This is a genomic window from Halioxenophilus sp. WMMB6 (assembly GCF_033283405.1).
GTDB lineage: Bacteria > Pseudomonadota > Gammaproteobacteria > Pseudomonadales > Cellvibrionaceae > Halioxenophilus.
Genome location: NZ_JAWMQR010000013.1, coordinates 98664 through 111968 on the forward strand (window position 1 = coordinate 98664; position 13305 = coordinate 111968).

A 13305-nucleotide genomic window follows, 5' to 3' on the forward strand; every position below is an offset into this window, starting at 1 on the left:
CTTACTCTGCTTCTAACTGCCGGGTTCCCGTTGATTGGGGGAGCCCGGTGCCGAATAACTATTGAAAGCGGTTGTGAAGAGATGATGGGGCGTTGGGCAGTTGTCGTTAGAGTGGTGTTGGTGGTGCTTGTAGTCGGTACCCTGAGTGCGGGCTTTGCCTGGGTGGATAGTCGTGCTCCCAATGGTGATAAGCCAATGGCGGCTCCTGCTGCAGAGCCAACCGGCGAGGAGGGCCGGCCGGCGTTTGATTCAGACCCGGAACAGCGACGGCTGTCGATTCATTTCAGCTATGTAAAACCGACGCAACGGACGCGGTTGTAAGTGTTTGGCGGGGGAAGGGTTCTATTGGGGGGATGTTGAGGAGCAGTCAGTGAAGCAGGGAGCGCTTTTTTATTGAGAGTAATCCTACCATTCGATTTGAATGGGGGTACCCACTTTAACCAAATGGTTAAATTGGTCCATTGCGGAGTTGCTTAACGCGATGCAGCCATTGGGCCAACTAAAATTTTGGGTAATGGCTGCGAGCCACCCGAAACCACTTTTTTGGCCATGCACCATAATAAAACCAGCGGGTGCTTCGCCGCGCAGCTTGGCCTTGGCTTGATCTTTATCGTTAGGGTGGGGGGCCTTTTGCTGGGAAGGCGGAGCTTTTTCTTTCGGTGGCGAGGCTTTTATTGCGGGCGCGAGACTTTAAGGTACCCACCCCATAGCGCACGAGGTAACCCCCTCCTGTCTTGTTAGGCAGACCCACTTCAGTTGCAGCCCAGATAGGGTTGCCACAACCACCGCTAAATAGCTCGGCGCTATTTTTTTAATACCTTTGAGCTGCCTTTCTTAATCTTTTTGCTTTGTCGCCTAAGCATTGAGCTTAGGGTTTTTATCTTTTAGCTTAAGTGGCGCACCTTTTTGGGGAGTGAAAATAGCTCTGAGGTATTTTTTTCTAACCCTTGGGGTATTTTCACTGAGCTTGGAGCTTAGGCTTTTTAGCTTTTAGGTATTTTAAATTCGCCTGGAGGTGGGTGTTTTAACCTTGGAGTTTATTTTTAATACCTCTGAGGTATTTATTTCGGCGCCAAATTGCAGAGGCTTCAGTAATTTGCAGTTGTCATCGGTGCTATTTGTGGGGTCCCGCCCCGCAGGCAGACCAAGCACACCCCGGCAACACTCGGCCTCGGCAACTGGTACGCCAGCCCGGTGCCCCTGCGTTGCTCTACTACGCTACATCCATGTAGCTATCCGGCCTGCCTCCCTCCAATCGAGTTTTGGGAGTCGCGCTTACAGACCATTCATGGCCTGGAATCGCTCAAACGTTTTATTAAATAGAATCGAGGCGAGAATTCTTCCCTGATACTTGGTTTAACGCAGCAACTCCCTGCCTTTTCACCCGGAGGGTGAGCCATAGGCTCCTACAAGCTAACCAACTCCTACAACCGAAAACGACTCAAATTCACATTCAAATCACTCGACAGATGATCCAACGCTTTGGCCGTCTCCAGGGTGTCGGCGGCGTTGTCGGCCATGTCGTTGGCGGCGCTGGCGATGGCGCTGCTGATGCGGTTGATGGCTTCAGTGGCGGTGTGTTGTTCGCTGGAGGAGGCGGCCATGGTTTTGGCCATGACGGAGATGCGTTGGATGGATTCGCTGACGCCGGCCAGGCCGTCGGTGACCTGTTGGGTATTGGTCATGGTGCTGCTCGCCAGCGCCTGGCTGCTGTCCATCATGCGCACGGCATTTTTGGTCTGCTGTTGCAGGGTTTCGATCATGGCCTGAATCTCCTGCGTGGATTGATGGGTGCGCTGCGACAGTACGCGCACCTCATCGGCCACCACCGCAAAACCGCGCCCCTGTTCGCCGGCGCGGGCGGCTTCAATGGCGGCGTTCAGGGCCAGCAGGTTGGTCTGTTCGGCAATGCCGCTGATGGTGGCCATAATCGAACTGATGTTCTGTGCGTGGCTGTCGAGCTCTTCAATCACACGGGTGGATTGTTCAATGCCGGCCAGCAGATTGCTCATGTTGCTGTGGTTGTCCTCGGCCAGCGTGCGGGCGGTGTTGGAGGCCTCGGCGGAGAGCTGCGCTTCGCTGGCGGTCTGTTCGGTTTGGCTGGCGACCTGGTTGGCGGTGTTGCTGATATCGCTGATGGAGGTCGCCACCCGGGCGATTTCACTCTGCTGCTGTGCCAGTTTGTCGGCGTTGCTGAGGGCATCGCGCGAGAGCCGCTCCGACTGCTCTTTCAAGGCCAGGCTGGTCTGGTTGCTGTCGCTGATCAGAGTGCGAATCTTATCGACAAACTGATTAAAGCTGCGGCTGACTGCGCCCAGTTCGTCGCGCGTCTCCACCGTGAGCGTGCGGCTCAGGTCGCCATCGCCCTGGGCGATCTCGGCCATGGCTTCGTTGAGGTGGCGCAAGGGGCGCAGGGTGCGGCTGATAAAAACACTGACAAAAATTAGTGAAATACCGGCAATCACCGCGGCGGTGATAAGCGAACTTAACAGCGACCGCTGGGCGTAGGCCATGACGCTCTCCCGGTTTTGGATCACCGCAATAAACCAGTCGGTTTCGGGAATCGGGTAGACCCCGGCCAACAGGCCTTCGCCGTTGCGGTCTTCGACCTCGGCCATCCGACCGGAACGCTTCAGTTCGTCAATCAGCTGGCTGTTCAGTGCTGTAGCTAACGCCGTAACCGGTTCCATCAACAGGCTTTGATCCGGGTGCACCAGAATGCGGTTGTTGGCATCCAGCAGCATTACATAGCCGTGTCCGCCCGGGTCGGCGTTGAGAATGGTCTCCTTTACGTCGGTGAGCGCGACATCGGCACCGATCACCCCGTTCTGTTCCGGCGTGGGGGTGGCGAAGGTCATCACCAGTTCGCCCTTATCGGAGGCGTTGGTGTAGGGCGGGGTTAGTACCGTGCGCCCGGCCGCCTTGGCCTGTTGGTACCAGGGGCGGGTGCGCGGGTCATAGTCGCCGCCCATCTCACCGGTTTCCAATAACATCACCCCCTCGGCGGTACCCAGGTAGGTGGATAAGAATTGGCCATCCCATTTGGTCTGGGCAATGGTGCCGGTCAGGTCGGTGCTGCTGTTGGCTTTGTCGGCCAGCCCTTCAACCATCAGCTTTTTACTGGTGACCCAGTCCTGAATGCTGCGACTTAAGATACCCGTGCCCGAGGCCACCTGCGACGCCAGGGCGCTCAACGCCTCTTTTTTCAGGTTGGTGTAGTTGGAGATCATCTGGCCGCCGGCTACCAGGAGGATGGAGAGGCCGGTCAGAATCAACAATTTCTTCGGCAAACTCACGCCAGAAGAGGTGGAAGTCCGTGTCATACGATGTGTCCGCTGCTTATGTGAATACGTCTCTACACAGCCCGCGCTGCCCCAGAAGTGCCAGCAGATCCGGGTCAGTTTGATTTATATCGGAATTACAATTTAAAAGTTTAGTAGCAATTTGAATAAGCGGGTTAAAAAAAGAGCAATTTATTCCGGCTGAAGTTAAGGACGGGGCGATCGGCTGGGGCTGTAATCACGAGGACTGGCGATCGAAAGAGGGGTGCTCACGCCCCCGCGGCTGTTTATAAACGCTATTTGGCGTTCTCTTGCTCAGCAATCTATGCCGAAAATGGGTCGTTAAAGGACAACTAGGTTATCCCGGGTGCCAAGCCAGCATTGCATTACAAAGTAATCTGCGCGGCTCAAATGACCTATAAACATGCGATTATTATCAACTCGCTGAGCATTTAGTCCGGATAAATGTGGAAATAGGTGCCTATTATTTGATAAAACCTACACACAGTAGGTGTATTTTCCCAAGGCGTAGCGTTCAACCCGTCACTTCAGGCCGAAACGCTTTGCCTCCGCTCCACGTTTGACTGTTGTGGCAATTAGAGAAGAGCCGTTAGGTTGCCCGGGCTGAAATGCCCGGTGCCGGACGCGGCTGCTTCTCAAGAATAATAGGACCACTTTTGCCATGACGGCTGCTTTACAAGATACGGAAGTGCATCGGCACAGAAGCCGATGGTTAGCGACCCTGTTGTCGACGGTTGTGCCCAGTGCCGTGCTGCCGATTGGCGTCGCGCTGTTGATTACGCCACTGCTGCGCGACAGCACTTGGGCCAATGAACCCGTGCACGCCCTGGTGGAGAGTATCGGCGCCTTTATCGCCGTGCTGCTGGCGGTGTTTATCTTGGTGATGCGCAGCAGCGCACTGTTGACGCCGTGCTATATCTGGGTGGCGACCACCCTGATGGGGATGGGGCTGTTGGATGGCTTCCACGCCGCCGTCGGCCCCGGCGAGGCGTTTGTCTGGCTGCACAGCTTTGCCACCTTTATTGGTGGTATTACCTTCGCCCTGGTGATTCTGCCCGAGTCTCTGGCGCGCTGGCGGCCGCTCAACCGCGCCCCCCAGATCATGGCGCCGGTCTGTATTTTGCTTGGCGTTGGTGCCCTGCTCTACCCGGAGCTGTTGCCGGCCATGGTGGTGGATAAGGCGTTCACCACCACTGCCAAGGCGCTCAACTTTATCGGTGGCGCCGGGTTTATTTTTGCCTGGTTCCACTTCGCCTTTCTGGGCACATTGCACGACCGCCGCGAACGGCTGGTGCTGGCCAACCACTGCCTGCTGTTTGGTTCCGCCGGGTTGCTGTTTCATCTCTCCGCACTGTGGGATTTTACCTGGTGGCTGTGGCACTTTTTGCGGCTGCTGGCCTATCTGGTGATTCTCTGGTTTTTTGTCGACCTCTATTATCAGATGGTCAAGCGTACCCGCCAAAACCAGCTCTCGCTGGAGCAGCGCAGCACGGAGCTGGAGGCCGCCCGCCAGCGCCTGAGCGATCTGATCGAGTATTCGCCGGCGCTGATCTCCCTGCAGGACACCGATGGCCAGCTGACCCTGGTTAACCGTCACTTTGAAGCGACTCTGGGCATGGCCGGCAGCCACAGCCTGGGGCGCACCCTGCAACAGCTGCTGCCCGGCGCCCAGAGCCGGCTCAGTGCCGCCCGCGACCAGGCGGTGCTGGTAACCGAGCGGGCCAGCACCCTGGAGGAGAAGCTGACCGCCGGCGGTGAGACCCGCACCTACCTGAGTTCCCGCTTTCCCCTGCGCAACAGCAGTGGCATCTATGGTGTCGGTTGCATCCGCACCGACATCAGTGAGCGCAAGGCGATTGAGGAGCGGCTGCAGCTGGCGCAGAAGGTGATAAAAAATACCGGCGAAGGGGTGGTGATCACCAATGCCCAAGGCTGCATCACCGATGTTAACGACGCCTACTGCCGCATCACCGGCTACAGCTACGATGAGCTGATTGGCAACAACCCCAGAATTACCCAGTCCGGTCTGCACGATCGAGAATTTTATAAGCAGATGTGGCTGAGCATTGGCGAGGCGGGTTTTTGGCATGGCGAGATCTGGGACAAGCGCAAAAATGGTGAACTCTTCCCCAAGCTGCTGACCATCAACACCATCTACGACGACCAACGCCAGGTGAGCCACTATGTCGGCATCTTCAGCGACATCACCGAAAAGAAAGAGGCGGAAGAGCAGCTCTTGCAGCTCGCCTTCTACGACCCATTAACCAGCCTGCCCAACCGCGGCCTGTTCCGGCGCCGGCTGAGTGAAGCCCTGGCCTCGGCCCTGCGTCAGGAGGATATCTTAGCCTTGGTGTTTATCGACCTCGATAACTTCAAGGATATTAACGACACCCTCGGCCACGACGTCGGCGATAGTCTTATCCAGCTGGCCGGCAGCCGTATCAAAGCTTGTGTGCGCAAAACCGATATGGTGGCGCGCCTAGGCGGCGATGAATTTACGGTGCTGTTAACCAACCTGCACAACGAGGATGACATCGGCCTGGTGGCACAGAATATTATCGGCGCACTGAGTCAGCCGTTTGCACCGCAAGGGCACGAGGCGTTTGTCAGCGCCAGCCTGGGCATTGCGGTTTTTCCCGGTGATGGCATGACCGCCGAAGAGCTGCTGAAAAATGCCGACACCGCCATGTACCACGCCAAGGCCAGCGGGCGCAGCAATTTTCAATATTATCGCCCGGCCATGAACGAGCGTCTGGAGCGGCGGGTGCAGCTCACCAATGGCCTGCGCCACGCGTTGGAGAACAACGAATTCCTGCTCCACTACCAGCCGCGCCTGGACATCGACAGCGGTAAAATAGTCGGCGCCGAGGCGCTGATCCGCTGGCATAAACCGGGGCAGGGGTTGATTCCGCCAGACGAATTTATCGCCGCCGCCGAGGCCAGTAATTTGATACTGCCCATCAGCCAGTGGGTGCTGGAGGCGGCCTGCCAACAGATCAGCGAATGGCGCCGCCAGGGGCTGCCGATTACCCCCGTGGCCATCAACCTCTCCTCCAAGCAGTTCCAGGATGGCAACCTGGTTGCGCTGGTGAAAAATAGCCTGGCGCAGCACGCCCTGCCGGCCCACTACCTGGAGGTGGAGATCACCGAGAGTATCCTGATGGACGACCCCAACCAGGCGGTGTCGATCCTCAAAGCGCTGCGCGCAATGGGCGTGCGCATCGCCATCGACGACTTCGGCACCGGCTACTCCTCCCTCGCCTACCTGCGCAAACTGCCCATCGACACCCTGAAAATCGACCGCTCCTTCGTCAACGAACTGCACCACCACACCGGCGACGCCGCTATCGTCGAGGCGATCATCGCCCTGGCGGGCAACCTCTCCTTGGGGGTTGTTGCCGAGGGGGTGGAGACCGAGGAGCAGTTGGCGTTTTTGCAGGCGCGCGGTTGCCGGGAGGCGCAGGGGTATCTGTTTAGTCGGCCGTTGCCGGCGGAGGCGTTTGGACGGTTGTTGAGTGGCAAGGGGTTGCAGTTTTGATGGGGCTGCCAGCGTCGTGCGGTGCGCCCCTACCTTCGCTCTTGAGGGATATGCGGCGCCCGCCGACCAACATAACATAGCTTAGCCAATCGCGCCAGTTTAAGCGTCAGTTGCGGACTACGCTCGAGCTAGTGCTGGTTGTTTAATGTGTTGCTATCAGATCTTTTGATAGTATTTGTAGCTGATCTTTGAATTTTAGGTGCAAGTCTTCTTTGCTTTTAAATGTAGTGTGGAAATGCCCTAGCGCTTTTAGCTTTTCTTGAAATGTTCTGAGAGATATCAAGTCGTTTAAGTCCAGGCTGTGGATGGGAACTTCGGTTTCCTGAAAGTAGGTGTATATCTTAGGCTTGCCGGCGTTTTTAAATTGCTTGTGGGCGGTGTCGAACTCCTCTTCTATGTACTTTCCAGTTTTTGTTTTAAATAGACTAACGAAGATATCACACGCCTCGATTGCCTTGTTGTACTCGTCTTGTAAACGGGTTTCTGACATTGCATCAAGAAAGTATTCCCAACGAATTATCTCAAGGTGAATATTGATATTTTTATAGTGGTCGTTTTGTCTGCGAAAATATAGGTCAAATGCATCTCTTTCATATTTCAGTTCTGAAGATGAGGCTAAAAATACTTTTATTGTTTTTAACTTTATGGGTGTGTTGGTTTTGGGGGCTGGTTCATTGGTTGGGCTGGGCGATAAAGTCGGATGTGGTTCCTTGGCCCATCCGGGGATGCTTAGTTTTAATCCGTCCAAAAGCTCTAAAACATTAACTTTTTGAAAGCTCTTTTCGCACTCGACCTGCAGGCTGTTTCTATCTTTTCTGCGAAGTAGATGGCTTTCTCCATAGAGGTGTGGGTCGTCTGAATTTCTGCATTCAGCGCAAATGCAGGGGATGAATTTTTTAACTTTATGCCGTAGGCCAGTAAACGAGTGGTTGATTGTATCGATGTCATTTGCGATTACGCTCAGTAAAGATTTCGCCTCTGGTCCTCTAGCTCTTAAGGATATTTCGTTGCCGCTGCCGGTCTCCTGCGCGAGCAGTTGTGTTTCGCCTTTCTTGAACAGAATGCCATAGTTCCAAGCTAGGGTTGGGTCGTTAACAAATCGGTTCATCCTGACCATTAAGCGATTGATTATCCCTTTGGGGAGAAAGTCGTATCGGTACAGTAGGGATATATCTCCCTCTCTTGGCCAGTTTTCCAGTGTTTCCGGCATGGATGCAGGCAGCAATTGTGTGGCTAACCAGGTTTTTGGAATTGAGTCTGCTAGCTCATAACACAGTTCAAATTTACACATGAGGGCAAGTAGTTCCCCGCGGACGTTTTCATAATTAGCGTTGCTCCAAATGCGATTGCAGTCTTCGCTGGTAAACCTTCCTAATCGTGCCGTAATTTCGGAGTCATCAAGCACATTAAAGACGGCTTCGGTTGCCCAATTGTTTTGCAATATCACAATCTTGTTGAGCATAGGGTCATCTTGAAAATGTAAAAATACTCCAAGATCGTGAAAGTATTGGCTTAGGAATAGTGCTCTTTCACGGTTAAATTCAATGTGCTCTCTATAAAGTTTAAAATATTCATCGAGGCTGATGAATGGCTTTGATTTGGCCAGATTTTCCAGTGCTCTACGGATGACCACCCACTTTGCAGGAATATTATCGCCAATGTGTTCCAGGCTTTGGGCATGGTATTCAATAGAGGATTTGACTTTGTCAACACTGTTTCTTGTGGCGAGATTAGCGCCGTGGAACTCCTTGACGTTAGTGAACCTCTTCTGAATGCCTCGCTCATCAATCGATTTGCTTCGGCCTCCCACGTGGTTCTGGAAGATTAATACCGGGCTGCTATCACTTAATGTGTCAATGACTTCCAGCCAGTATCTGAAGGCTTCATCTTGAACAGTTTTATCGTTGGTTCGGCTGCTGTCTACTAATACGTAGAGTGATCTTTTGGTAAGAAAAAATTGGTGTGTAGCATGGTAAATGTGTTGCCCGCCAAAGTCCCAAACGTTTAAACGAAAGGGCCTATTATTGGGTAGGTTGAAGTGTACTGGTTCTATATCAATTCCTTTGGTGGTTTCCTCTTCTCGTGGTAGTCCCTTGTCTGGTTTGTATAGCCGTCTAATTAAGCTGGTTTTTCCTGCGCCCCCTTCACCAACAACCAGCATTTTTGCCTCACAAAGAAGGTCGGTTCCTTGCGCCTTGGATTCGGTGAAGTAATTGAGTATGGCATTCTTCCCGCGTTCAATTATCTCTGGTGGTGGGTTCTTTATTGGGCAGTCGAAAATCCCGATGCCGTTGGCAAAGTTTCCGTCTTGATTCGGTAGTGGAGTTAATCCTTGTCGAATGAGCTCTTCGAATGGTGTTAAGTCTGAAATCGGATTGTTGCTTAAATTTAGGGTAATCAGTTGGGATGGTTGGTAAAGTTGAATCGATTCTGTGTTTTCGATGCTGTTTTTGGAGATGTCCAGCAGTTTTAACATTGGGAATGAACTTAAGTCTATCTGATCTCTGGCGGTTAATCCGGTGTGTGCTATGTTGAGGCTGGTTAATTTTTTAAACGATGATAAGGCCCCAATTCCGTCTGCGCCTATTTTATTTTTGGATAGGTCTAGTGTGATCAGATTGTTGAGTGATGCCAGCGCTTTAGCGCCATCTGGTCCAATTTCATTATTTGAAAGATTAAGCGTTGTTAGCTTTTGTAGTGTGGATAGGTGGTTTGCGCCGCTGGATTTTATTCTGTTTTGCCACTCATTAAGATATTGTTGATGCAGGTGATCTTTGTGGTAAATTTTTTGTGATTCGCCGCCAAGGTTTAAAACCTTGAGTTGTGTCAGGGTTGTGAGCTCTTTAGCGCCGAGTGAGCCTATTCTGTTGTTTACCAAGTTTAGGTGAGTGAGCTGTTTGAAATTAGCTAGTAGCTTTATGCCTTCGTTGCCTATGTCGCAGCTCTCCATGCTGAGTTCGGTCAGCTTTTCAAGCGGTTTTAATGCCTTTATTCCCAGTGGGCCGACTCGGTTAAAGTTTAACTTTAAAGATTTTAATGCTGTTAGTTTGGCAATGGCGTTGAAGGCGTGTTTGCCCTCCGATTTTTCGAGTTGATTGTTGGAGATGTTCAGTGCTGTTAATCCCGCAAGTGTTGTTACTGCTTTTACCCCCTCAAGGCCCACGTTATTACCAGAAAGATCTAGCGAGTAAAGCTGCTTGAGTGAAGTTATGCATTCTGCGCCCTCTGGCGTTATTTGATTGTAGCTGAGGTTAAGTGTATTCAAGTTTGATAGTGTGGATAATGCCCTGGCGCCTTCAGAGCCTAGTTTATTATTGCTGAGATGGAGTGATGTTAAATTGGGTAATGCAGCCAGTGTCTCCACACCCTGCGCGTCGATTCTATTGCTGCTTAGATTTACTGTAGTAAGCTGCCTGAGTGCACTCAGTTGAGCTACGCCTTTTGACCGAAGGTGATTACCTTGTAAGTTAAGGTGGATCAAATTGGAGAGTAGGGCCAGCTGTTGTATGCAATCGTCATCAATATGGCTCTGTATTAAAGAGAGGTTTTTTAGTGTAGAGCACTGTTCTAAGCTCTCGAGCTGGCCTGCGAACGGAATATTGATAACGACGAGTGTTTCCAAATCTTTTAAGCAGGTTAAGAGTGAAGCAAATTCGATATCTTCATCTTCGAGGTAGATGATTGCTTCTGATCTATCCGGGCAAAAATCTTCACTTTTGTAAGGTGTAAATGTATTTGAAACTGTTATTTTTCTAACGTGCTTGAGTTCTCCACTTAACACTTCTTTAATGTTTGCAGTGTTTTCCTGGATCACAATTGGTTGAATGTTGGTCACGGTGTCCTCTCCCTGGTCCCTGTCTCTCTGGGTTGCAGTCGTTGATTGTGATTATTATGAACTTTTGAGCTGCGTCACTTGGTAGTAGTGCATTGGGACCCATGGATTATCCCGACCCGATTGTTTTCTTTGTTGATTTGTTGAAAAGGGTTGCTTAAGACTTACTGAGTTTGAGGGGAGCTGCGTAATAGTGTTTGTCAGTTGCGGCCGATTTACCTGAGGGTTTTGTGTGTTGTTGGTGGTGATTGCAGTATTTGGGGTGGGGTTATGGTGCTGGTTGGGTGGAGAGCTGATTTTTAGTCCGTCGTTCTGACCGGCTTGATTTGGTTTGTTTGCTATCGGGGTATTTGCAGGGAGTAATGCCACAGCTGCTCGCGGATTCGGGCGTGGCCACCACTTTGCTTTGGGTCTCTCTTCAGCGAGTGGCGGAGTAGTTAAGCTTTTTTTATCGATTGCCATCGAGGTGGCGGGGTCCCGCCCCCGTGGGTGGGTCAAGACCTTTACCTAGTACATCCATGGGCTTGGTAACAGCCACTCGCTGCAGGGCGAGCAGCTTGCTGCGTTACTCCCTGCAAATACCCCGATGGCAATCGAACCACCCCATGCATCAGCATGCCACTTTAGCTGCAGCGAACCTGAGCACAGCGGAGATTTAGCACGAAATGGGGAGCCACTCGCTGCATTCATCCCTGTCTGCTCACCCGAAGTGTGAGTCAAACGCACCGGCAGGCGTATCTTGTAGCCAACAAATCCCAAGCTAGCGGGCCCCGCAACCTCGATGGCAATAAAAAAACTACCCCTTACTGGCTAAGTAAGTCCGCCACCCGCCAAACTGCGTTATCTCCTCCGCCCCATCCACGCCACAAGGCTCACAAATAAAGCCACTCACCCACCGTCCATCGGCCAGCTCTACCTTGCCAATCCCCAAGGGCGCGGGGATGCCGGCGACGAAGCTGCCGAATTCGGCGGCGGGTACCCGCCATACCTCCATGGCGATGGCGCGGCCGTTGGCCTCGTCGCGGATCATGCCGGGGCGGTAGGGGGGGCCGCCGGCCAGGGCGTAGAAGCGATAGCAGGGGGCGGAGTCGACGGCTGCCACCAGGCTGGCGCCGCGCTCTTTGAGCTGCCAGTTGAGGGGCAGGCCGTCGAGGTGGGCGCCGCAGACGGCGACGTCGATGGTGTTGGGGGCGGCCACCGGATTAGTGGCGGCGGCGGGTGCCGGCATGCCTTTGCCGACGCTGTCGAGCGGGCAGGCCTGTTGGATGCGGTTGCCGATGGCCATCAGCGCCCGGTCACTGAAGGCGGGGCCGATGAGGGTGAGGCCAAAGGGCATACCCTCACTGGTGAACTGGGTGGGGATGGCGAGGCCGGCCATATCCAGCAGGTTCACATAGTTGGTGTAGTAGCCGAGGTTGCTGTTGTAGAGGATGGGCTCGGCCAGCAGCTCGGCCACTGTGTAGTGGCGGCCGGCGGTGGGAGTGAGCAGGGCGTCGACCTGCTCCAGTTGGGCATAGCAGGCCTGGCGCAGGCTCTGCAGCCGGTACTGGGCGCTGAACAGGTCGGTGGCGAGCTTGCTGCCGCCCGGTTCGATAATGGTGCGGATCACCGGCAGCAGGGCTTCGGGTTTCTCTTGCACCAGGGGCAGGGCGGCCAGGTAGCGTTCGCTCACCCAGGGACCCTCGTAGAGCAGCAGGGCGGCTTCGTTAAAGGGGGCGTAGTCGAGCTCGACCAGTTCGATACCGGCCTGGGCGATCTCGTCGAGGCTCTTCTGGTAGGCCTGGGCGTAGCTGTCACTGCCAAAAAATTTCAGCTGGTCGGCGGGAATCACGCCCAGCTTTAATGGCCCGCTGCGCATGCCAAAGCTGCGCGCGCTGTTGTGGAAGGGGTTTTTGCGGCTGTAGCCATCTTCGCTGTCGAAGCCCTCGGCCACGGCCAGTACCTGGTTGGCGTCGTCCAGGGTGAGGGCAAAGATGCTGATGCAGTCGAGGGTCTGGCAGGCGGGCAGCATGCCGCGGTTGGAGAGCAGACCGCGGCTCGGCTTAACCCCCACCAGGTTGTTGAAGCAGGCCGGCACCCGGCCGGAGCCGGCGGTGTCGGTGCCGAGGCTGAAGCTGGCCAACCCCAGCGCCACGGAGACCGCCGACCCGGAGCTGGAGCCGCCGCTGATGTAGTCCGGATCGAAGCTGTTGTGGCACTCGCCGTAGGGGGAGCGGGTGCCGTTGAGGCCGGTGGCGAGTTGGTCGAGGTTGCCCTTGCCCACGGGGATGGCGCCGGCGTCGAGCAGCTGCTGCACGACAAAGGCCGATTCGCCGGGGGTGTAGGCGAACTCCGGGCAGGCGGCGGTGGTGGTGATGCCGGCCAGGTCGATGTTGTCTTTAATCACAAACGGAATGCCCCACAGGGGGTGGCTGGCGATGGCTTTGTCGGCCAGGGCGGCCAGATAGGGGGCCTGCTCCTCGGCGCTCAACAGGTGAATAAAGATATTGCGGTCGCTGAACTCGGCGGCCCGCTGGCGGATCTCGGCCATTAACGTATCCGGGCTTAACGAGCCCTCGCTGTAGGCTTGGCGCAGGGCGCTGACCGTCATGGTTTGCATCAAACTAACTCCTTGGTAGTGCGGTGTGCACGGC

At 54.2% G+C, this 13305-nt stretch carries 6 protein-coding genes; 2 read left to right on the plus strand and 4 right to left on the minus strand.

Translation table 11 applies throughout. From position 1 onward, the window contains the following. The first annotated feature begins 81 nt into the window (after positions 1-81). Positions 82-321, plus strand: a complete 240-nt coding sequence (locus SBL51_RS22150; RefSeq protein ID WP_317933370.1) for a hypothetical protein — start codon at positions 82-84, stop codon at positions 319-321. A gap of 84 nt (positions 322-405) precedes the next feature. Here the strand turns inward: SBL51_RS22150 and SBL51_RS22155 are convergent, their stop codons facing one another. Both SBL51_RS22155 and SBL51_RS22160 read right to left on the minus strand, forming a co-directional pair. After that, positions 406-675 carry a L,D-transpeptidase family protein gene (locus SBL51_RS22155; protein WP_317933394.1) on the minus strand — a complete coding sequence of 90 codons (270 nt, stop codon included), beginning with the start codon at positions 673-675 and terminating at the stop codon, positions 406-408. 749 nt (positions 676-1424) lie between these two features. Continuing rightward, entirely contained in the window at positions 1425-3323 is a 1899-nt protein-coding gene (locus SBL51_RS22160; RefSeq protein ID WP_317933371.1) for a methyl-accepting chemotaxis protein, read from the minus strand. A 640-nt stretch (positions 3324-3963) separates the two neighbouring features. Between SBL51_RS22160 and SBL51_RS22165 the strand changes: the two genes are divergently transcribed. Further along, positions 3964-6840: an EAL domain-containing protein gene (locus SBL51_RS22165; protein ID WP_317933372.1), complete on the plus strand. Its 2877-nt coding sequence runs from the start codon at positions 3964-3966 to the stop codon at positions 6838-6840. Between the two features lie 142 nt (positions 6841-6982). Here SBL51_RS22165 and SBL51_RS22170 read toward each other — a convergent pair whose 3' ends face one another. Next, the gene (locus tag SBL51_RS22170) at positions 6983-10675 is read right to left on the minus strand and encodes a COR domain-containing protein (protein ID WP_317933373.1); all 3693 of its coding nucleotides are present in this window, start codon (positions 10673-10675) and stop codon (positions 6983-6985) included. 793 nt (positions 10676-11468) lie between these two features. Beyond that, on the minus strand, positions 11469-13271 hold the full coding sequence (gene atzF, locus SBL51_RS22175) for an allophanate hydrolase (protein ID WP_317933374.1): 1803 nt from the start codon (positions 13269-13271) through the stop codon (positions 11469-11471). Between the last annotated feature and the right edge of the window lie 34 nt (positions 13272-13305).